17 protein-coding genes are annotated in these 20,370 nt (G+C 68.7%); 10 read left to right on the top strand and 7 right to left on the bottom strand.

Annotated features, from left to right (window positions below):
* Positions 1-27: 27 nt before the first annotated feature.
* The 5 genes from KB221_01175 to hemE all read right to left on the bottom strand — a co-directional run bounded on the left by KB221_01175 (position 28) and on the right by hemE (position 4,617).
* Positions 28-255, bottom strand: a complete 228-nt coding sequence (locus KB221_01175) for a DUF6489 family protein (protein ID WIY69649.1) — start codon at positions 253-255, stop codon at positions 28-30.
* Positions 256-340: 85 nt separating this feature from the next.
* Positions 341-1,753, bottom strand: coding sequence for a transcription termination factor Rho (gene rho / locus KB221_01170; protein WIY69648.1), 1,413 nt, complete (start codon positions 1,751-1,753; stop codon positions 341-343).
* Between the two features lie 301 nt (positions 1,754-2,054).
* The gene (locus KB221_01165; GenBank protein WIY69647.1) at positions 2,055-2,522 is read right to left on the bottom strand and encodes a CopD family protein; all 468 of its coding nucleotides are present in this window, start codon (positions 2,520-2,522) and stop codon (positions 2,055-2,057) included.
* Complete coding sequence (gene hemH, locus KB221_01160) at positions 2,519-3,574, bottom strand: ferrochelatase (GenBank protein WIY69646.1); 1,056 nt, start codon at positions 3,572-3,574, stop codon at positions 2,519-2,521. The genes KB221_01165 and hemH overlap by 4 nt, the downstream gene beginning before the upstream one ends.
* On the bottom strand, positions 3,571-4,617 hold the full coding sequence (hemE, locus tag KB221_01155; GenBank protein ID WIY69645.1) for a uroporphyrinogen decarboxylase: 1,047 nt from the start codon (positions 4,615-4,617) through the stop codon (positions 3,571-3,573). The genes hemH and hemE overlap by 4 nt, the downstream gene beginning before the upstream one ends.
* Positions 4,618-5,116: 499 nt before the next feature.
* Here hemE and KB221_01150 point away from each other — a divergent pair, with 499 nt between their 5' ends.
* The 5 genes from KB221_01150 to dnaQ are packed head-to-tail and all read left to right on the top strand — an operon-like array spanning position 5,117 to position 8,758.
* Complete coding sequence (locus tag KB221_01150) at positions 5,117-5,995, top strand: pyruvate, water dikinase regulatory protein (protein WIY69644.1); 879 nt, start codon at positions 5,117-5,119, stop codon at positions 5,993-5,995.
* 53 nt (positions 5,996-6,048) lie between these two features.
* Positions 6,049-6,594 (top strand): nucleoside triphosphate pyrophosphatase, encoded by a 546-nt coding sequence (locus KB221_01145; GenBank protein ID WIY70957.1) that lies wholly within the window; start codon positions 6,049-6,051, stop codon positions 6,592-6,594.
* Positions 6,591-7,388, top strand: a complete 798-nt coding sequence (locus tag KB221_01140) for a shikimate dehydrogenase (protein ID WIY69643.1) — start codon at positions 6,591-6,593, stop codon at positions 7,386-7,388. Before KB221_01145 ends, KB221_01140 begins: the two co-directional genes overlap by 4 nt.
* Positions 7,385-8,026 (top strand): dephospho-CoA kinase, encoded by a 642-nt coding sequence (coaE, locus tag KB221_01135; protein ID WIY69642.1) that lies wholly within the window; start codon positions 7,385-7,387, stop codon positions 8,024-8,026. The genes KB221_01140 and coaE overlap by 4 nt, the downstream gene beginning before the upstream one ends.
* 6 nt (positions 8,027-8,032) lie before the next feature.
* Positions 8,033-8,758 (top strand): DNA polymerase III subunit epsilon, encoded by a 726-nt coding sequence (gene dnaQ / locus KB221_01130; GenBank protein ID WIY69641.1) that lies wholly within the window; start codon positions 8,033-8,035, stop codon positions 8,756-8,758.
* A 57-nt stretch (positions 8,759-8,815) separates the two neighbouring features.
* Here dnaQ and secB read toward each other — a convergent pair whose 3' ends face one another.
* A complete protein-coding gene (gene secB / locus KB221_01125) occupies positions 8,816-9,325 on the bottom strand; it encodes a protein-export chaperone SecB (protein ID WIY69640.1) in 510 nt (169 codons plus the stop codon).
* 191 nt (positions 9,326-9,516) lie between these two features.
* On the opposite strand from secB, the gene timA reads away from it, so the two are divergent.
* Together timA and KB221_01115 are read left to right on the top strand one after the other, a co-directional pair.
* Positions 9,517-10,161 carry a TIM44-related membrane protein TimA gene (gene timA, locus KB221_01120; protein ID WIY69639.1) on the top strand — a complete coding sequence of 215 codons (645 nt, stop codon included), beginning with the start codon at positions 9,517-9,519 and terminating at the stop codon, positions 10,159-10,161.
* On the top strand, positions 10,158-11,300 hold the full coding sequence (locus KB221_01115) for an MltA domain-containing protein (protein ID WIY69638.1): 1,143 nt from the start codon (positions 10,158-10,160) through the stop codon (positions 11,298-11,300). Before timA ends, KB221_01115 begins: the two co-directional genes overlap by 4 nt.
* A gap of 4 nt (positions 11,301-11,304) precedes the next feature.
* On the opposite strand, the gene KB221_01110 is transcribed toward KB221_01115, so the two are convergent.
* Positions 11,305-12,885, bottom strand: a complete 1,581-nt coding sequence (locus KB221_01110) for a DUF853 family protein (GenBank protein ID WIY69637.1) — start codon at positions 12,883-12,885, stop codon at positions 11,305-11,307.
* A gap of 99 nt (positions 12,886-12,984) precedes the next feature.
* On the opposite strand from KB221_01110, the gene KB221_01105 reads away from it, so the two are divergent.
* The 3 genes from KB221_01105 (at position 12,985) to KB221_01095 (ending at position 20,362) form a co-directional block, all read left to right on the top strand.
* Positions 12,985-14,115, top strand: a complete 1,131-nt coding sequence (locus KB221_01105) for an AI-2E family transporter (protein WIY69636.1) — start codon at positions 12,985-12,987, stop codon at positions 14,113-14,115.
* 323 nt (positions 14,116-14,438) lie between these two features.
* The gene (locus tag KB221_01100; GenBank protein ID WIY69635.1) at positions 14,439-15,293 is read left to right on the top strand and encodes an outer membrane beta-barrel protein; all 855 of its coding nucleotides are present in this window, start codon (positions 14,439-14,441) and stop codon (positions 15,291-15,293) included.
* 203 nt (positions 15,294-15,496) lie between these two features.
* A complete protein-coding gene (locus tag KB221_01095; GenBank protein ID WIY69634.1) occupies positions 15,497-20,362 on the top strand; it encodes an NAD-glutamate dehydrogenase in 4,866 nt (1,621 codons plus the stop codon).
* Positions 20,363-20,370: the final 8 nt, after the last annotated feature.

The raw sequence follows: 20,370 nt of genomic DNA, 5'->3' as shown, positions 1-20,370 counted from the left end.
CGTCGAAACGCCTCCGGCGTCCGTCCTTCACGGCTTGACGGCCGCTTCCATCAGTTTGCGGAACTGGTCCTGGGCCTGCATGCCGAAACTGGTCCAGGTCTTCATCAGTTCGTCGGGCTGCATGGCCGTGATGTTCTCGTCCATGCGGCGCTTCATCTCGGCGACGAGATGATCGTTCAGCGGCTCGACATTGGGCAGGCCGAGGAAGGCGCGGGCCTCCTCCGGTGTGCATTCGACCTCGACATTGACCTTCATCGCGCCACTCCTTTTGCCCTGACGCCCTGCGCGCGGCGCTGGGCTGCTTGAGGGTGTTTCACGTGAAACAGCGGCCATACCGCCGTCAGGTATTCATCGACTGGAAGAAGTCCGCATTGTTCTTCGACTGACGCAGCTTGTCGATCAGGAACTCGATCGCATCCTGCGGGCCCATCGGGTTGAGGATGCGGCGCAGGACATAAGTCTTGGCCAGCTGGTCCTTCGGCGTGGTGAGCTCTTCCTTGCGGGTGCCCGACTTGAGCACGTCGATGGCCGGGAAGATGCGCTTGTCGGCGACCTTGCGGTCCAGCACGATTTCCGAGTTACCCGTGCCCTTGAACTCTTCGAAGATGACCTCGTCCATCCGCGAGCCCGTATCGATCAGGGCGGTGGCGATGATGGTCAGCGAGCCCCCCTGCTCCACATTCCGCGCCGCGCCGAAGAACCGTTTCGGCCGCTGCAGGGCGTTGGCGTCCACACCGCCGGTCAGGACCTTGCCCGACGACGGGACCGTGGCGTTGTAGGCGCGGCCGAGGCGGGTGATGGAGTCGAGCAGGATGACGACATCCTTCTTGTGCTCGACCAGGCGTTTGGCCTTTTCGATCACCATTTCGGCGACGGCGACGTGGCGGGTGGCCGGCTCGTCGAAGGTTGAGGCGATGACCTCGCCCTTCACCGTGCGCTGCATGTCGGTCACTTCTTCCGGGCGCTCGTCGATCAGCAGGACGATGAGGAAGACCTCGGGGTGGTTCTTCTCGATCGACTTGGCGATGTTCTGCAGCATGACCGTCTTGCCGACGCGCGGCGGGGCGACGATCAGGCAGCGCTGGCCCTTGCCGAGCGGGGCGACGATGTCGATGACCCGGCCCGAACGGTCCTTCAGCGTCGGGTCCTGGATTTCCATGTGCAGCCGCTCTTCGGGATAGAGCGGGGTCAGGTTGTCGAACAGGACCTTGGTCTTGACCGTCTCGGGGTCCTCGAAATTGATCGTGTCGACCTTGAGCAGGGCGAAATAGCGCTCGCCCTCGCGCGGGCCGCGGACCGCACCGTGGATGGTGTCGCCCGAGCGCAGGCCGAAGCGGCGAATCTGCGACGGCGAGACATAGACATCGTCTGGACCCGGAAGATAATTCACATCCGGGCTGCGCAGGAAGCCGAAGCCGTCGGGCAGGATTTCGAGCACGCCGTCGGCGATGATCTCGACTTCCTCGTCGGCGAGGGTCTTCAGGATGGCGAACAGCAGGTCCTGTTTGCGCAGGTTGCCGGCGTTCTCGATCTCGAGGCTTTCGGCGAAGGCGACCAGGTCTTCCGGCGTCTTCTCGTTCAGTTCCTGCAGCGTGATGCGGCCATTGGGAACGATCGGCTCACCGTCGTCGTCGTCATCGCCGTGCTCCTGATCGACCATGGGCAGGTCGGCCGCGGCCATTTCATTGCCGGCCTCGGGCGCTTCGGCCCCGGCGGCGTCATCGGTCTCGGGGGTGTCAGTGATGTCGGTCATGGCGTGCAATCAAAAGCATCGCCGCGAGACAGGGCGTCGCGCGGGCGGAAAAGTTCAGCAATGTCTGGCCTTGCGGCCGGGTGGGAAGGCGACGGGTCGTCCCGGCGAAATCGGCGGGCGTCGCAAAGAGTGGGACCGCCCCAGACTCCTGCAGGGCGGTTCGCCTGAGCGAAACCACGCGGGGGCGGTCAGGTCAACATTCTTGTGGGCCGCGGTCACAAGGCTCCGCCTTGTCGACTGGACGCGGCCTTACGCTTCGCGCGCTCAAGGAGCGAGCGACCGCGTCGCGAGCGTTAGCGCCCTAAAACGTCCACTGGGTCGTGACGGAGAGCACCATAACGACAGCGAATACGAACGGGATCTCGTTGGTCATGCGCCAGAATTTGCCTGACCGGGTCGAGGTCCCGGCCTGGACGCGCTTGAGCTCGCCGGCGAGGAAGCCATGCCAGCCGCTGAGGGCAATGACCCCGGCCAGTTTGGCGACCATCCACGGCTGGGCGAGGAAACCCCAGCCCTCGCCGTATTCGAAGACGTGGATGCCGATCATCCAGACACCGAAGATCCAGGCGGCGATCATCGACGGATTGATGATGATCTTCAGCAGCCGGTGCTGCCAGGTCCGCAGCAGGTCCCGCATCTCCGACCGCAAAGGTTCGGCCTTGCCCGCCTGCTCAGCATCATAGGCGTAGAGGCGCGGCAGGAAGAGCATGCCGGCCATCCAGGCGATCACCGCCAGGATATGCAGGCCGCGCACGATCTCGAAGGTCATGCCGCCCTCCGCGCGCAGGTCCGGGGACAGGCCTTCCAGTCCGACCGGCAACCGGGACCGTAGGGTGCCGTTCCGGTCCGCGACAGGGCCTCGGCCACGGCGTCCGCCAGTGTCCTGATGAAGGGCGCGGCCACGCCGACGGCGGGGCTGCGCAGATAGGGTGCCACGCCCAGTTCGTGGGCGAGTTCGGCGTATTCAATGTCCAGCTCGACCAGGGTCTCGATATGCTCCGAGACGAAGGCCACGGGCGCCACGACCACCCCGACCCCGTCACGCGCGGCCTGGGCGATGGCGTCCGGGGTCGACGGCCCCAGCCATTTCATCGGCCCGACCCGGCTCTGGTAGCAGATGGTCCAGGCGCCCTCGGCCAGTCCGGCCCTGGCGGCGATCGCAGCGCAGGTCGCCTCGATCTGCGCCTGATAGGGATCGCCCTTCTTCGTGACCAGGCTCTCCGGGATGCCGTGGGCCGAGAACAGCACCCGCACCGGCCGGTCGCCGGCCTCGGCCAGTTTCGCGCGCACGCTGTCAGCCTGGGCCTCGATCCAGCCCGGTGCCTCGGGGTAGCAGCAGACCGTCCGGCTGATGCCCGACCCCGCATAGACCTCGGTCCACCGCTTCAGCGAGGACTCCGTCGTCGTGGTCGAGAACTGGGGATACAGCGGCAGCAGGACGATCTCGTCCGGGCCGAAGGCCGCCACATCCACCGCGGTTTCTTCAGACAGCGGTCCCCAGTAGCGCATGGCGATGAAGGCGCGCACCTCGTCGCCCGGCAGCATCCCGCCCAGGACCTCGGCCATGGCCGCTGCCTGACGCCGGGTTTCCGGCAGCAGGGGGGAACCGCCGCCCATCAGGGCGTAGTTGGCCTGGGCCGACGTCTCGCGGCGGCTGGAGATCAGCCGTGCCAGAAGCGCCCGGAACGGATCGGGCAGGCCGATAATGGCCGGGTCGCTGAACAGGTTGAACAGGAAGGGTTTGACCGAGGCCTGGTCGTCCGGCCCGCCGAGATTGAACAACACCACCGCGATGCGGCGGCCCCCGGGGTTCGCGGTCATTGTGCGCCGATCCGTTTCAGAACCTGCTCGACATGGGCGATCGGCACGTCGGGCAGGATGCCGTGTCCGAGATTGAAGATCCACGGCCCCTGCCCCCAGGCCTCGAGCAGCTGGTCGACACGGCGGTCCAGCATCGGCCCGCCGGCCCGCAGCAGCAGGGGATCAAGCGCGCCCTGGATGGGCTTGATGGCCTGAACGCGACGGCCGATCTCCAGCGGACAGGCGGTATCCAGCGCCACAGCCTGAACATCGACCTCGGCGGCATACCGTTCCGCCAGCGCCGCCGAGCCCCGCGGGAAGCCGATCAGGGGAACGGTGACGCCCAGTTCGCGCACACGGGCCACCAGCTTCTGGTGCGGCCGCAGGACGAGACTTTCGAACAGGTCTTCGGGCAGGCCCTCGGCCCAGCTCTCGAAGATCTTCAGCACCTGGGCCCCGGCGTCGGCCTGCATCTTCAGATAATGCGCCGTGGCCTCGACCAGGACCTCGAGCAGGGCCGCGACCTTCTCCGGCTCGGCATAGGCATAGGTCCGGGCCTGGGCCCGCTCGCCCTTGCCGATCGTCCGGGCTTCCCCGTCGAGCATATAGGTCGCCACGGTCCAGGGCGCGCCCGCGAAGCCGATCAGCGCCCGCTCCGGCTCCAGCTGTGCCCGCACCAGCGACAGGGTCTGGCCGATCTGGCCCAGGGCCTCACCGGCACCCGCGGTCAGGTCGCGCATGCCCTCGACCGGCGGCAGGGCACCGAGGCGCGGTCCCTCACCGGCCTCGAACCAGACCTCCTGCCCGAGGGCCTGGGGTATCAGCAGGATGTCGGCGAAGACGATGGCGGCGTCGAAGCCAAACCGCCGCATCGGCTGCAGGGTCGCCTCAGCCGCCTTCTCGGGATCGAGGCAGAAGGAGATGAAGTCGGGCGTCGTCGCCCGAAGTGCCCGGTATTCCGGCAGGTAGCGCCCGGCCTGACGCATGAACCATACAGGCGGTCGCGTCGTCGCCTCGCCGGCGAGAACCTTGAGCAACAGGGGCGTATCGGGGGAGACGGTCATGTGACCCCGGTCCTACCGGGGGGCCGGGTCCTGCTCAACCCCGTCCCGTGTCGCACCCTTCCAATCCTTCTCAAGAAAAGAGTCTTGAGAGTCGGAAGTAGAAGGCAGGACCGGGGATGGCGGGGACAAACGGGCGGTTTGCAGCGGATGCGGACGGGTTTTCCGCAAACTGTCACCGTCGGCGCGCCGGGCTTTAACGGGGCTGGTGAAACCGGGGATAAGTCTTAACGAGGCCTTAACGACGGGATCGCAGAGCCGACCACGTCGATCCGGGGCTGGGCGCCGTTAACGTCTCATTAAGGATCTCCACAGGCGGATCGGCGCCGAGGGAGGGGCTTGGGATGAAAGACCGCGATGCGGGGCGCCTCATCCACCTCTGTCCCCGCTCGCAGCCCGTCTCCGGCGCCGCTATAGGAAAAGACCCACCCTTCGGCTCCGACGGCGCACCACTGGCGCCCCGGGCCGTCCACAGGAGTCTCGCAATCATGGACAGCCGCCGATGACGCCGGGTTCATCAGGCCGCGGCCCGGCCCCTTCGCGGCTGGCGACCTATTTCCATGTCCACCTGGTGTCCGACTCCACCGGCGAGACCCTGAACGCCATGGCCAAGGCCGTGGTGGCCCGGTTCGACGGCGTGATCCCGATCGAGCACATCTATGCCCTCGTCCGCTCCGCCAAACAGATGGAGCGGGTGCTGGAAGAGGTCGCGGCATCGCCCGGCGTGGTCCTGCACACCCTCGTCGACCGCGAGCTGCGCGAACAGCTGGAAGACGGCTGCCGCACCCTCGACATGCCCCAGATCGCGGCGCTCGACCCGCTGGTCGGCGCCCTGTCCCGCTATCTCGGCGCGGCCCTGTCGACGCGGGTCGGGGCCCAGCACGCGCTGGACACCGACTATTTCAACCGCATCTCGGCGCTGGACTACGCCATGGCCCATGACGACGGCCAGGGCACGTCCGAGCAGCTGGAGGGCGCCGATGTGGTCCTGTGCGGGGTCAGTCGCACGTCCAAGACCCCGACCTGCATCTATCTGGCCCACCGCGGCATCCGCGCTGCCAATGTGCCCCTGGTGCCCGGTCAGGAGGATGGCGAACGTCTCGTCGGGCTGAAGAATCCTCTGGTGGTCGGCCTGACGGTCTCGCCGGACCGTCTGGTGCAGATCCGCAAGAACCGGCTGGACGGCCTGAACGCCAACCGGGCCAGCGCCTATGTCGACCACGACGCCGTGCGCGAGGAGACGGTCAAGGCCCGGCGCGCCTTCGAGCGCCGCGGCTGGCCGGTCATCGATGTGACCCGCCGGTCGGTCGAGGAGACAGCGGCCGCCATCATCAACCTTCTGAACGAGCGCCGCACACGGCGTCTGGGAGCGGCCTGGTGAGCGCACCGTCGGAACGCCTGATCCTCGCCTCGAAAAGCGCGGCCCGGCGGTCGATGCTGGCCGACGCCGGCGTGACCTTCTCTGTCCAGGTTGCGGATGTGGATGAGGACGCGGTCAAGGCTGTCCATGATCCGGCCGATGCGGCGGGGCTTGCCGTCGAACTGGCGCGGGTCAAGGCGCTGGCGGTGTCGCGCCACGACGGCGACGCCTGGGTCCTGGGCGCGGACCAGACCCTCGCTTTCGACGGCGGTCTCGTCTCCAAGGCGGCCTCGCTCGCCGACGCCCGCACCCGGCTGGGCACCATGCGCGGTCGGACGCATCAACTGCATTCCGGCGCGGCCCTCGCCCGCAACGGCCAGATCGTCTGGTCCGGCGTGGACACGGCGACCATGCGGGTGCGCGATTTTTCGGACGCCTTCCTCGACGCCTATCTGGCGGCGGAGGGCGAGGCCCTGCTGCACTGCGTCGGGGCCTATCGGCTCGAGGGCATGGGCTCACAGTTGTTCGAGGCCATTGAGGGCGACTATTTCACCGTCCTGGGCCTGCCGCTCTGGCCTGTGCTGGCGGAGCTCCGCCGGGCCGGAGTGCTGAGGTCATGACGCGCCGGGCGGGCGTGGCCGGCCAGCCGATCGCCCATTCGCTCAGCCCCCTGATCCACACCGCCTGGATCGCGGCGGCGGGGCTGGATGCCGACTACCGCGCCTTCGGGCCTGTGGACGCGGCGGGTTTTGCCGATCTTGTCGCGGAAGGGCGCGCTGGCCGGCTGAGGGGACTCAATGTCACCGCCCCGTTCAAGGAACAGGCGCTTGCGCTGGCGGATACGGTCGGCGGCGGGGCCGGGGCCTGCGGCTCGGCCAATCTGCTGGTCTTTGAGGACGGCCGCGTCCGGGCTGACAGCACCGACGGCGCCGGCCTGATGGCGGCGCTGGCCGAGCAGGCCCCGCAATTGTCCGTGCGCGGCCGACCCGTCGTGGTGCTGGGCGCGGGCGGGGCGGCGCGGGCGGCAGTTGCGGCCCTCAGGGACGCCGGCGCGGATGTCGGCGTGCTGAACCGGACTCGCGCGCGGGCCGAGGCCCTGGCACGGGATCTCGGCGCGACGGTGGTCGATCCGGAGGCCCTCGCCGATGCGGTTCTGGTGGTCAACGCCCTTAGCGTAGCACCGGACATCGACCTGTCCCGGTTGCGGGACGAAGCCGTGCTGATGGACATGACCTACCGCCCGCTGATCACGCCCTTCCTGATCCAGGGCCGGGCGCACGGGCTGGCGGCCGTCGACGGACTGGCCATGCTGATCGGCCAGGCGCGGCCCTCCTTCCGGGCGATCTTCGGCGTTGAGGCGCCCGACATCGATGTGCGCTCCCTGGCACTGTCCGCCCTGGGAGAGAGGCCATGATCGTGCTCGGCCTGACCGGCTCCATCGGCATGGGCAAGTCGACGACGACGGCCATGTTCGCCGACGCCGGCGCGGTGATCTGGAACGCCGACGAGGCCGTGCACCGCCTTTATGCAAGGGACGGCGCAGCCGTCGCGCCGGTCGCCGAGGCGTTTCCGGGCGTGGTCGTGGACGGTGCGGTCGACCGCACCCGGCTGGCGGAAGCCCTGGGCCGGGACGGCGAGGCCTTCGCGCGGCTGGAGGCCATCGTCCATCCCCTGGTCCTGAAAGGGCGACTGGAGGATCTGGCGGCGGCGGAGGCCCGGGGGGTGAAGCTGGCGGTGCTGGATATCCCGCTTCTGTTCGAGACCGGTGGCGAAGCGGCCGTGGACGCCGTCGTGGTCGTGACCGCTCCGGCCGCGGTCCAGGCCGACCGGGTCCTGGCCCGGCCCGGCATGAGCCGGGAGCGGTTCGAGGCCATCCTGGCGCGTCAGCTGCCGGACGCGGAAAAGCGCCGCCGCGCGGACTTCGTCATCGACACCAGCGTCGGGCTTGAGGCGGCGCGGGCGCGGGTGGACGAAATCGTGGGGATGGTTCTGAGCGAAGGGTGGACGCCGCCCCGGCATGGTCTTTCGCGCGGCGGCGAACGGTCGCAATAAGGACCCATGTCCCGCGAAATCGTCCTCGATACTGAAACCACCGGCTTCGACCCCCGTACGGGCGACCGGATGATCGAGGTCGGCTGTATCGAGATCGAGGATCTGCTGCCGACGGGGCGAACCTTCCACCGCCTGATCAATCCCGAGCGCCTGATCCCCGCCGACGCCATCCGGGTCCACGGCATCACCGATGACAAGGTGAAGGACGCGCCGAAATTCGCCGAGATCGTCATCGACCTGTGCGACTTCATCGGTGACGCCCCGATCATCGCCCACAACGCCCAGTTCGACCGCAATTTCATCGATCATGAGTTCGGCCGCTGCGGTCGTGCCCTGTTCCCCGAAGACCGCTGGATCGACACGCTGAAACTGGCCCAGACCCGGTTTCCGGGCATGGCCAATTCGCTCGACGCCCTGTGCAAGCGGTTCAAGGTGTCGCTGGTCGAGCGGACCCTGCACGGGGCCCTGATCGACGCCCGGCTGCTCGCCGAGGTCTATCTGGAGCTCAAGGGCGGCAAGGAGCGCCGGCTGGACCTGTCGGCCTCGCGCGCGACGGTCGCCGCCGCGGCGGCTGTCGCGGCCCAGGGCTACGGACCGCGCCCCCGGCCCCTGCCGGTCCGCACCCATGAGGCCGAACAGGCCGCGCACCTCGCCTTCCTGCAGGCGAACCTGAAGGATCGGTCGCTGTGGGAAGCCTATGGGCTGGACATGGAAAAGGCGTCCGCCGCCTGACGAACGCCTGATCCGGCTCTGTCGCCCGCCGCGTGGCGGCAGGCGATATGAGAGCGTTTAGGCCTGACCCGCTTCGGCCGGTCCGCGCGCGATCGACTGCTGGCGGGCGACATAGATGCCGGCGAAATCGATCGGATCCAGCATGAAGGGCGGATAGAAACCGCCGTCCGACGTTGCGCGGGCGATGATCTCGCGGGCGAACGGGAACAGGTAGCGCGGGCATTCGATCAGCAGCAGCGGCTCAATGTCCTGCTCCGGCACGCCTTGCAGGGCAAAGAGGCCGCCGTACAGCAGTTCGACGTTGAACACCGTCATGGCTTCGGTCGTGGCCTTGATGGTCAGGCGCAGATCGACCTCGAACAGGCCATCGGGACGGCCCTGGGCGTTCATCTCGACACCCATGTCGATGGCGGGCTTGCCGTCAACGCGCAGGCTGTCGGGGGCCTTCGGGTTCTCGAAGGACAGATCCTTGACGTACTGGGCGACGATGCGGAAGCCGGGGCCCTGCGGCCCTTGCGGCGCGGCGTCGGCGGGTTTGGCGTCGGAAGGAGGCGCGGCGTCGGTCATCGGTCGGGTCTGTCTGAAAGAGTGATCGACGCCGGAATAAGGCGCCGGGAAGGCGCGGCGACTAGCACGAGGCGCCGGGTGCGGCAACGATGCTCACCCCCGCGATGAGGCGGTTGCGGTTGCGTGTGCCTATATCAGCCCCTAATCGTCTGTCCTCGCGCCCGGTCCCCCCGCCGGTCGCCCATCAAGGTTTGCCAGTGCCGCCGGTTCAGATCCAGATCGTCATCTTCGCCGTCATCGCCGCGGTGGTCCTGTTCCAGCTCTATAATGTGCTGGGCAAGAAGGTCGGCCGCCAGCCGGAAGAGGACGCCCGCGCCAAGCCCGCCCCCACGCCGGCGGCGCAGGCTCCGGGCCAGTCCGGCGGCCATCCGCATGTGCTGGACGCCGTCACCCTGGCCTCGATCGCCGGCCTGAAGGCCCGCGATCCGGCCTTTGACCCGGTGCGGTTCCTCGAAGGCGCGCGTCAGGCCCACGAGACCATCGTCCGCGCCTATGCCGCCGGCGACCGTGAAACGCTCAAACCCCTGCTGACCCCGACGGTCATGGCCTCGTTCGAGGCCGGCATCGCCGCACGCGAGACCCGGGGCGAGACCGAGGTCGCCGAATTCCTCCACCCCGCGCGCGCCGATCTGGAGCAGGCCTCGGCCGAGGAGAACCGCGCCACGGCCAAGGTCCGCTTCCTGGCCGAACTGCGCAATACGATCACCACGGCCGACGCCGCCGCCGAGCCGCAGATCGAGGAACGCCGGGTGGCCGAGCTGTGGACCTTCGAACGCACCCTCGGCGCCAGCGATCCCAACTGGGTCCTGGCCCGCACCGAACCCGCCGCGGCATGATCAGCGGCGGCGCGCGCCGTCGGGGATTTTCCGGCGCGGCCGTTCTGTTCGGCCTCGCCCTGACACTCGCCGCCTGCGCCACGACGCCGGCCACGACGCCGGCCGCGCCTCCGGTCCCGCCGGATGCCGGCACGGAAGCGCCCTCGCCGACTCCCGGCCCCGCGCCTGCCCCGGTTTCCGAGGGACTGAGCCCCGAGACCCTGCCCGGCTGGAATGACGAGGACCATCTGGCGGCCTTCGAGGCATGGGCGACCGGCTGCACCGTCACCCGGGACGCCGCCTCCCGGACCCAGTGCGCCCGGGCCATGCACATCAAACAGACCTCGAAGCCCGTGACGCCCTCCATGGCCCGCGCCTTCTTCGAGAGCGGTTTCACGGTCGTCGCCGCGCAGACGCCGAACGGCGGGCCGGGCCTTCTGACCTCCTATTTCGCACCGGACTTCGCCGCGCGTCACGCGCCGGACGCGGAGTTCGACATGCCCGTCCGGCCGCGCCCTGCGGGCTGGACGCGCGGTCAGGTCCTGCCCGTGCGCGCCGACATCGAGGTGGAGCCGGCGCCGGACGCCCTCGCCTGGATGCGGGCCGAAGACCTGTTCTCCATGCAGATCCAGGGCTCCGGCTATCTGACCTTCGAGGACGGGACCCGGGCCCGCGCTGCCTATGCCGCCGACAACGGCCAGCCGTTCACCGGCATCGCCCGGCCGATGGCGGAACAGGGGCTGTTGCCGGCCAACGGAACCTCGGGCGAGGCCATCCAGGCCTGGCTGGCGGCCCATCGCGGTGCGGAGGCCCGGGCGGTGATGGCGCTGAACCCGCGCTACATCTTCTTCGCCGTCGAGCCGGACGACGGCGGCCATCCGAACGGCGCGGCCGGGATCCCCCTGACCGCGCGCCGCTCCATCGCCGTCGATCCGGCCCACTGGCGCTATGGCGACCTCGTCTGGATCAGCGCCGACGGCGGCAATCTGGTCGGTGCGCGGGCCAGCTATCAGGGTCTGGTCATGGCCCTCGACACCGGCTCGGCCATCCGTGGCCCGGTGAGGGCTGACTTTTACATGGGTCGCGGCGACGCAGCAGGTGAAGAGGCGGGCGCGGTCCGCCATCCGCTCAGGATGTGGCGTCTGATTCCGCGCCCCTGATCGGCTACCGCCGTCGCAACCCGCCCAGCAGCCCGCGCAGCAGCTCCCGGGTAATCGTGCTCCCTGCCGTTCTCAGCACCGACTTGGTGGCGGCCTCGATGGGCGTCTCGCGGGTCGAGCGGCGGGCCGGGGCGCGGGCGCGGGCGGCTTCGCGCTCGTACTGGGCCTGCTGACGCGCCTGCTCCTTGTCCCGGGCGGCGGCGGCTTTTTCCGCGTCTTTCGCCGCCAAAGCGTCGGCCCTGGCGCGAGCCTCGGCCAGTTTCGCCTCGGCCGTCGCCTGATCGGCCTCGCCGCGACGGGCGGCGAGGATTTCTTCGGCGGACTCGCGGTCGATCACCGCCTCATACAGGCCGCGCACCGGGCTGGCGGCCATGACGGCCGCGCGCTCGGCATCGGTGGCGGGGCCGAGGCGGCTGTCGGGCGGGCGGATGGCGGTGCGGGCGACGATATTGGGCGCGCCCTTCTCATCGAGGGTCGAGACCAGGGCCTCGCCGACGCCCAGGCCCTGGATGGCCTCGGCCGTGTCGAAGGCCGGGTTCGGCCGGAAACTGTCGGACGCCGCCTTCAGCCCGCGCTGTTCGGCCGGGGTGTAGGCGCGCAGGGCGTGCTGGATGCGGTTGCCCAGCTGGGCCAGGACGCTGTCGGGAATGTCGGCCGGGTTCTGGGTGACGAAATAGACGCCGACGCCCTTGGACCGGATCAGGCGCACCACCTGTTCGACCTTCTCACGCAGCGCATCCGGCGTGTCGTTGAACAGCAGATGGGCCTCGTCGAAGAAGAAGACGAGGCGCGGCTTCTCGGGGTCGCCGACCTCGGGCAGCTGTTCGAACAGCTCCGACAACAGCCACAGCAGGAAGGCAGCGTAGAGCCGCGGGCTGCCCATCAGCTTGGTGGCGTCCAGCACATTGACCTGGCCGCGGCCGTCGAGGCCGGTGCGCATCATGTCCTCCAGCCGCAGGGCCGGTTCGCCGAAGAAGGCCTTGCCGCCCTGCTGCTCCAGCTGAAGGATCGAGCGCTGGATGGCGGCGATCGAGGCCGGGGCGACATTGCCGACCTCGCGGCCGATCCGTTCGGCGTTTTCCCCGACATGGACCAGCATGGCGCGCAGGTCGTCGAGGTCGAGCAACAGCAGGCCCTCGGTGTCGGCGACGTGGAAGATCACCGACAGGACTCCTTCCTGCACGTCGTTGAGGTTCAGCATCCGGGCCAGCAGCAGGGGGCCGATCTCGCTGACCGTGGTGCGGATCGGGTGACCCTTGAGCCCATACAGGTCCCAGAACACCACCGGCGCGGCCTTCGGCGTCAGGGTCAGCCCCATGCCGGCGGCGCGGGCCAGCAGCTTCTCGTTCGGCGAACCCGGGACGCAGATCCCCGAAAGGTCGCCCTTCACATCGGCGCAGAAGACCGGGACGCCCGCGTCAGAAAAGCCCTGGGCCATGATCTGCAGGGTGACCGTCTTGCCCGTGCCGGTCGCGCCGGCGACGACGCCGTGGCGGTTGGCGCGGTGGAAAAGCAGCTGTTCGGGCTTGTCAGCCCCGTTGTCGGAGGATTGGCCGAGAAACAGGCCGGGGACGACGTCGGGCATGGGAACTCCGGGCGGGGGGGCGGCGCTCATGCTCTACTGGCGGCGTCGCGGGTTCAAGGCTGGATTGACGCCGACCGCACGGACCTTGACCATATGCCGATGAAACCGCCCCTGATCGTCCCCACGTCCACCGTCTCGCGCAACGCCCTGGTGCTGCTCGCGACCATTGCCGCCGGGGCCGCGGTCTGGTGGCTGAGGGACATACTGACGCCCCTGGCCATGGCCATCTTCCTGATGATCATGATCGACGGGGTGAAGCGCTCCATCGAGGCGCGGACGCCGGTGCCGGAGCGCTGGGCCGGCGTCGCCGCCCTGATCGTGGTGATCCTGGGCTTCCTGGCGGCGATCGCCATCATCGTCCAGGGCGCGCGTGGCTTCTTCAACCAGGCCTCGGACGATGCGGTGCTGCTGGGCCCGCGCCTCGACCAGATCCTGGCGGACGCCTACCAGCTGTTCGACATGCCGGCCGCGCCTACCGCCAGCGAGCTGATCACCCGGGTCGACGTGTCGCAATATTTCGCCACCGTGGCGCTCCAGGCCCAGGGCGTGGTCACCGGCGCCATCTTCGTCATGATCTACCTCGGCTTCCTGCTGGCCTCCCAGAGCGGGTTCCGCCGCAAACTGGTCGGGATGTTCCCGGACCGCGGGGCCCGCACCGAGGCCATGGGCGTGTTCCAGCGGGTGCGCGGCGGGGTGGAGGGCTATCTGTGGGTCCAGGCCGTGACCGGCCTGCTCATCTGCGCCGTCGCCTGGGTCCTGATGCGGGCCGTGGGGCTTCAGAACGCCGAGTTCTGGACCTTCGTCATCTTCGTGGTCGGCTTCATCCCCGTGCTGGGCGGGGCGGTCGCCGGCCTGGCGCCGCCGCTGTTCGCCCTGGTCCAGTTCGAGAGCTACTGGCCCGCCGTGATCCTGCTGGTCGGGCTCCAGGCCATCCTGTTCATCAGCGGCAATTTCATCCAGCCGCGCATGCAGGGCGACAACCAGAACATCGACCCGGTGGTGGTGCTGCTTTCACTGGCGCTCTGGGGCCAGCTCTGGGGGGTGGTTGGCATGTTCCTGTCGACTCCGCTGGCGGTCATGGCCATGGCCGTGCTGGCCGAGTTCAAGGGTTCGCGCTGGATGGCCATCCTGCTGTCCGGCGACGGCGAACCCTATGCCGACGAGCCCGCGGCGGCGGCCGAACGCCCGAAGCGTAACCGCGTCAACCCGCCGCAGACAAAGGCCGATTGACACCTCTCTGGTGCCCTTGATTGGCCACAACCGGCGCCTATTTCAAACCTGTCGCCGCGGCCCCTCCCCCTCCCCCCAGGCCGCGGTGGAACAGATCGGTGCCAACCCTCCCCCTCCTGGGCGCCGGTCCGAAGCAGGCCGCCGAACGCAAGTTCGGCGGCCTTGTCGTTTCCGGATCCGAGGGCGCGCTTTCGGCGCCACAGGGCGGCCCGGTCGGGGCCGATTGGCCCCGTCGCGGGAACAGGGAGCGCGCTGCCTGCGTTAGCGGCGGCGGAAGGGCGAACCGCGGGTGTTCCGCGCCAGCTCGAAGGATACTCTCTGTGATGATGAAGACGATTTCCGCCGCGTCCCTGACGCTGCTCCTGGCCGGCGTGGCCTCCCCCGCGCTCGCCCAATCTGGCCCAGGTCTGGCCGCTCCCGACTGGAGTGGTCCCTACATCGGCGTCTACGGCGGCGTGCTGGAAAACAACGAGGATGCCGGCGAAGCCCTGGTGTTCGACCGCGATTTCGACGGCCAGTTCGATGACACCGTGATCCTGGACGGCACGACCGCCAGCGCCTTCACCCCCGGCTCATGCGACGGCTCCGCCCTCGGCCAGGCCGCAGAAAACGGCTGTGATCTGGATCCGACCGGCGTCGAGGCCTCGGTCCGTATCGGCTATGATATGCAGTTCGGTGCCCTGGTGGTCGGCGTCGTCGGCGAATTGAGCGGCGCGAACGTGGAAGACTCCGTCACCTCGTTCAGCACCACGCCGGCGGCCTATGTCTTCACGCGTGACCTGCAGAACATGGCCGCCCTGCGGCTCCGCGCCGGCTTCGCCGCCGGTCCGGCCCTGTATTACGTCACGGGCGGCGGCGCACAGGCCAAGGTCGAGAACAGCTTCCGCACCACCAACGGCGCCAACAGCTTCACCGAAACCGTCAATGACGACAAGGCGGACGGCTACCAGCTCGGAGCCGGTGTCGAATGGCGTCTGGCGCCGAACCTGTCCCTGACGGGCGAGTATCTGTTCACCAACCTCCAGCCCGGCGACTACGTCGTTCGCGCCGGACCGGGCACGGCGGGGCCGACCAACCCCTTCATCCTGCCGCCCAACACGACCGGCACCGATATCGCCCGTGGCAATGACGACATGGAGCTGCATGCCATCAAGATTGGCATGAACGTCCGCTTCTAGGACGGTCGTTCATCCGTTGACGTCGACGGCCGCACCGGCCCCGGAAACGGGGCCGGTGTTGTCGTTTGGGGGTTCCCGTCGTGCGCGGGACGGCCTAGTCAGCGCCCGTCGGATGGACCCCTTGCCGAAGTGGCGAAGCGGCCTAGTCTGACCCCCATCTCCGGCGACCTGATTGAGAGGTCGCGTCTACAAGAGACCTGCCCATGTCCGGCGAAACGGCCCCCGCGCACCCTCAGGCAATCACCCTGGAGGCGCTGGAAGCCAGCTTCGACCAGTTGTCGCCCGGTGCCCTGAGTGGCCCGGCCCGGGATTTCGTCCGCCAGGCCTGGGAAGACCATGCCGCTGACGAGACGCCGGAACTCGGCGGAAGCGAGATGGCCAACCTGCTCGCCCTGGCGTGGCGGGCGGCCGAGGGGCGGGCCCACGGTGAGCCGGCGCGGATCACCCTGTCGCCGCTTCAGGATGCTGACGGCAAGCCGCTGGGCTATGACGTCCTGATCGTCATCCAGGACGATCGTCCCTTCCTCGTCGACAGCGTCATGGGCGAGCTGGCCGACGCCGGCGTCACCGTGCGGTCGATGTACCATCCGGTGACCGAGGAAGAGGGCGGGCGCGAATCCACCATCATCGTGATCCTCGACCCCCTGCCGCAGGAGCGCCGCGATGCCTTGGGCGAGGGCGTGGCCCAGACCCTGAACGACGTCGCCAGCGCGGTCGACGGCCATGCCGGCATGGCGGCCCTGATGCACCGGTCGATCACCCATCTGGAAGCGCATCCGCACGGGGTCGCGCCCGAGCTGCTCGCCGAGCACATCGCCTTCCTGCAGTGGCTGCAGGCGGATCATTTCGTCTTCCTCGGGGCCCGCGACTACGACTATCCGCGCAGCGAGGACGGCGGCTATGAGGCCGAGGCACCCCTGTCGCAGTCGGGCGTCGGCCTGGGCGTGCTGGCCGATCCGGAGCGCACCGTCCTGCGACGCGCCAACGAACCGGCGGTGCTGACCAAATCCATGAAGCGGCAGCTGGATCTGTCGGAGCCGGTGACGGTGGCCAAGGCCAACGTCCGCTCCCGCGTCCATCGCCGGGCCTATATGGACTATATCGGGGTCAAGCGGTTCGGACCGGACGGTCGTCCCTCGGGCGAGACCCGGTTCGTCGGCCTGTTCACCGCCGAGGCCTATGACAAGACCGCGACCCAGGTGCCGCTGGTCCGCCGCAAGGTCGCCAACGCCCTGACCCGGGCCGGCAAGCAGGCCGGCAGCCACAGCGAAAAGCGGCTCAAGAACATCCTTGAGAATTACCCGCGCGACGAACTCTTCCAGATCGAGGAGAGCGAGCTGCTGGCGATCGCGCTCGGCATCCTGCATCTGCACGACCGCCCGCGGATCAAGACCTTCACGCGCCAGGACCCGTTCGACCGGTTCGTCTCGGTTCTGGCCTTCATCCCGCGCGAGCGGTTCGACGCCTCGGTCCGTGAACGGATCGGTGCCATCCTGGCCAGGGCCTGGGGCGGGCGGCTGTCAGCCTGGTACCCGCAGCTGTCGGACCAGCCGCTGGTTCGCATCCACTACATCATCGGCGTGACGCCGGGCGATCATCCGTGCCCGGATCAGGCGGCGCTGGACATCGAGATCACCGAGGCCGGGCGCAGCTGGGTCGACCGGTTCGAGAGCGCCCTGCGCGACGCCGATGTCGACGACGTCGCTGTCGGGCCGCTCAGCGCCCGTTGGGCCGAGGCCTTCGGCGCCGGCTATCGTGACCGCTATGACGCCACAGAGGCCGTGCGCGACCTCCAGGCGGTCGATGCGCTGAATGACACCGGCCTGAATGACGGTGGCGATCCGGTGGCGGTGCGCGCCTTCCGCGTCGAGGGCGAAGGCCCGCTGAATTTCCGCTTCAAACTGTATCGGCGGGGGGCGGCGGTGCCGCTGTCGGACGTGCTGCCGATCCTCGCCGACATGGGTCTCAAGACGCTCGAGGAATGGGGCCACGCCCTGCGTCCGACGGGCGAGGCGGAAATCCACGTTCATGAGTTCCTGATGGAGGACCCGCGCGGCGGCGACCTTCAATTCTCCGATGTGAAGGGCCCGTTCGAGGCGGCGTTCTCGGCGGTCTGGACGGGTCGCACCGAAAGCGACGGGTTCAACCGGCTGGTGCTGGAACTGGGCGTCAACTGGCGCGAGGCGGCCCTGGTGCGGACTCTCGCCCGCTATCGCCAGCAGACCGGTCTCGATCCCAGCCAGGCGGTTCAGGAAGAGGCGCTGCGCGACTATCCGGCCGTGGCGCGCGCCCTGCTGGCCCTGTTCGCGGCGAAATTCGATCCGGCCATCGGCGGCGACTCCGCCAGCCGCGAGGCTGCGGTCGCAAAACTGGTCGAGCAGATCAACGCCCTGCTCCAGGACGTGAAGAGCCTTGATCATGACCGCGCCCTGCGCCGGATGGCCCTGCTGATCCAGGCGATCAAGCGCACCAACTACTACCAGACCGGGGCCGACGGCGGGCACAAGCCGCACATCTCGATCAAGATCGCCTCGCGCGAACTGGCCGACCTGCCCCTGCCCAAGCCGTTCCGCGAAATCTTCGTCTGGGCACCGCATATCGAGGGCGTTCACCTGCGCTTCGGCCCGGTCGCCCGCGGCGGCCTGCGCTGGTCGGACCGCCGTGACGACTTCCGCACCGAGGTTCTGGGTCTGGTGAAGGCCCAGCAGGTCAAGAACGCCGTCATCGTGCCGGTCGGGTCCAAGGGCGGCTTCTTCCCGAAAGGTCTGCCGGCCATTGTGCGCGCCGGTGGCGACCGCGACGCCCAGCAGGCCGAGGCCATCCGCGCCTACAAGACCTTCCTGTCCGGCCTGCTGGACATCACCGACAACATCGACAAGTCGGGTGCCGTTACCCATCCGGCCGGCGTGATCCGGTTTGAAGGCGACGATCCCTATCTGGTCGTGGCCGCCGACAAGGGCACGGCGACCTTCTCCGACATCGCGAACGGCGTCTCGGCCGACTACGGCTTCTGGCTGGACGACGCCTTCGCCAGTGGCGGATCGGTCGGCTACGACCACAAGGTCATGGGCATTACCGCCCGTGGCGCGTGGGAGGCGGTCAAGCGTCACTTCCGCGAGATGGGCAAGGACATCCAGTCCGAGCCCTTCACCGTTGTCGGCGTCGGCGACATGTCGGGCGACGTGTTCGGCAACGGCATGCTGCTGTCGAAGGCGATCAAACTGGTCGCCGCCTTCGACCACCGCGACATCTTCATCGACCCCAACCCGGATCCGGCCTCCAGCTGGGTCGAGCGCGACCGCATGTTCAAACTGCCGCGCTCGTCCTGGCAGGACTACGACAAGTCGAAGATTTCAAAGGGCGGCGGCATCTTCCCGCGCTCGGCCAAGTCGATCGAACTGAGCCCCGAGATCAAGGCGGCGCTCGACATCCAGGACGACGTCGTCGATCCGGCGACGCTGATGAAGGCCATCCTGCTGGCCCCGGCCGAGCTGCTCTATTTCGGCGGCATCGGCACCTATGTGAAAGCGCCGAACGAGACCGACGCCCAGGTCGGCGACAAGGCCAATGACGCTATCCGCGTCGACGGCGGCGAACTGCGCGCCAAGGTGATCGGCGAAGGCGCCAACCTCGGTCTGACCCAGGCGGGCCGCATCGCCTTCGCCCAGGCAGGGGGCCGCATCAACACCGACGCCATCGACAACTCGGCCGGGGTCGACAGCTCCGACCATGAGGTCAACATCAAGATCCTGACCGGGGCGGCCATCGCCTCGGGCGCACTCAAGGCCGGCGATCGCAACGCCCTGCTGGCCTCGATGACCGATGAAGTCGGCCTCAAGGTGCTGGCGCACAACTACGACCAGACCCTGGCGGTGTCGCTGCAGGAAGATGACGGTGCCGGGGCGCTGGATTCCCAGCAGCAGTTCATGTTGTGGCTGGGTGCCAAGGGCAAGCTGGACCGCAAGGTCGAGGGCCTGCCCGACGACGCCAAACTGGCGGAGCGCAAGCTCACCGGCCAGGCCCTGACCCGGCCCGAACTGGCGGTCCTGACCGCCTATTCCAAGCTGGAGCTGTTCGACGAGATCGTCGCCTCGACGGCCCCGGACGACGCCTTCTTCAAACAGACGCTGGTCCGCTATTTCCCGGCCCCGCTGGCGAAATTCGAAGCCGACATGCAACGCCACCGCCTGCGTCGCGAGATCGTCTCGACCATCCTGTCGAACGAGATCGTCAATATGTGCGGTCCGACCTTCCCGGAACGCCTGCGCCAGTCGGCCCGCTGCGATACGGCCGCCATGGTTCTCGCCTTCGAGGCGGCGCGCCAGATCTTCCGGCTCGACCAGGCCTGGGACGAGGTTTCGGCGCTGGACCTGAAGATCCCGGCCGAGGCCCAGACCGCGCTGTACCAGGAGATTTCGATGGTGCTGCGCCGCCAGACCTTCTGGCTGGCCCGCCGGGCGGTCCGCCCCGGCTCCACGGTCGAGGCCCTGATCGCCGCCTACCGGCCGGCGGCGGACGCCCTGCGCGCCGTCGGCGGCTCGGTCCTGTCGCGCTTCGAGCAGAGTCGTCTTGAGGGCCGGGTGCAGACGTTCGTCAGCCTTGGGGCTCCCGAGGCGATGGCGCGCAACGTCGCCCTGCTCCGGCCGCTGGTGGCGACCGCCGACATCGGCGATCTGGCCCGCCAGGCCGGTTGGCCGGAACCGGCCATGGCCACCCTCTATCACCAGGTCGGCGCGGCCTTCGACTTCGACCGGTTGCGCGCCGGCGCGGGGTCGGTCCCCTCGGCGGATCATTTCGACCGGCTGGCGGTGCGGCGTCTGATCGAGGACCTGATGGTCGAGCAAATGACCCTGACCCGGGCTGTCGCCGCGAGCGCGACGGCGGCCGCGGGGTCCGGTGAAGGGGCGGCAGAAGCGGCCGTTGACGCCTGGGTGGGGCCGCGCCTCGAGATCGTGGAGGGCCTGCGGGCCTCGGTCGACGAGATCCTGGCCTCGGGCACGGGCTGGACCTTCGCCAAGCTGACCATCGCCAACTCGGTGATTCGGGAGATCGCGTCGTCGGCGGGGTGAACCCGGTG

This window comes from Aquidulcibacter paucihalophilus, assembly GCA_030285985.1.
Classification (GTDB): Bacteria; Pseudomonadota; Alphaproteobacteria; order Caulobacterales; family Caulobacteraceae; genus Brevundimonas.
The sequence above is the reverse complement of the archived record's forward strand: the minus strand, read 5'-3'. Positions and strand labels throughout refer to the sequence as shown.

Excerpts from the sequence above, each read along its gene's own strand:
- KB221_01175 (WIY69649.1), bottom strand. The coding sequence starts at position 255 with ATGAAGGTCAATGTCGAGGTCGAATGCACACCGGAGGAGGCCCGCGCC.
- rho (WIY69648.1), bottom strand. The coding sequence starts at position 1,753 with ATGACCGACATCACTGACACCCCCGAGACCGATGACGCCGCCGGGGCC.
- KB221_01165 (WIY69647.1), bottom strand. The coding sequence starts at position 2,522 with ATGACCTTCGAGATCGTGCGCGGCCTGCATATCCTGGCGGTGATCGCC.
- hemH (WIY69646.1), bottom strand. The coding sequence starts at position 3,574 with ATGACCGCGAACCCCGGGGGCCGCCGCATCGCGGTGGTGTTGTTCAAT.
- hemE (WIY69645.1), bottom strand. The coding sequence starts at position 4,617 with ATGACCGTCTCCCCCGATACGCCCCTGTTGCTCAAGGTTCTCGCCGGC.
- KB221_01150 (WIY69644.1), top strand. The coding sequence starts at position 5,117 with ATGACGCCGGGTTCATCAGGCCGCGGCCCGGCCCCTTCGCGGCTGGCG.
- KB221_01145 (WIY70957.1), top strand. The coding sequence starts at position 6,049 with ATGCTGGCCGACGCCGGCGTGACCTTCTCTGTCCAGGTTGCGGATGTG.
- KB221_01140 (WIY69643.1), top strand. The coding sequence starts at position 6,591 with ATGACGCGCCGGGCGGGCGTGGCCGGCCAGCCGATCGCCCATTCGCTC.
- coaE (WIY69642.1), top strand. The coding sequence starts at position 7,385 with ATGATCGTGCTCGGCCTGACCGGCTCCATCGGCATGGGCAAGTCGACG.
- dnaQ (WIY69641.1), top strand. The coding sequence starts at position 8,033 with ATGTCCCGCGAAATCGTCCTCGATACTGAAACCACCGGCTTCGACCCC.
- secB (WIY69640.1), bottom strand. The coding sequence starts at position 9,325 with ATGACCGACGCCGCGCCTCCTTCCGACGCCAAACCCGCCGACGCCGCG.
- KB221_01115 (WIY69638.1), top strand. The coding sequence starts at position 10,158 with ATGATCAGCGGCGGCGCGCGCCGTCGGGGATTTTCCGGCGCGGCCGTT.
- KB221_01110 (WIY69637.1), bottom strand. The coding sequence starts at position 12,885 with ATGCCCGACGTCGTCCCCGGCCTGTTTCTCGGCCAATCCTCCGACAAC.
- KB221_01105 (WIY69636.1), top strand. The coding sequence starts at position 12,985 with ATGAAACCGCCCCTGATCGTCCCCACGTCCACCGTCTCGCGCAACGCC.
- KB221_01100 (WIY69635.1), top strand. The coding sequence starts at position 14,439 with ATGATGAAGACGATTTCCGCCGCGTCCCTGACGCTGCTCCTGGCCGGC.
- KB221_01095 (WIY69634.1), top strand. The coding sequence starts at position 15,497 with ATGTCCGGCGAAACGGCCCCCGCGCACCCTCAGGCAATCACCCTGGAG.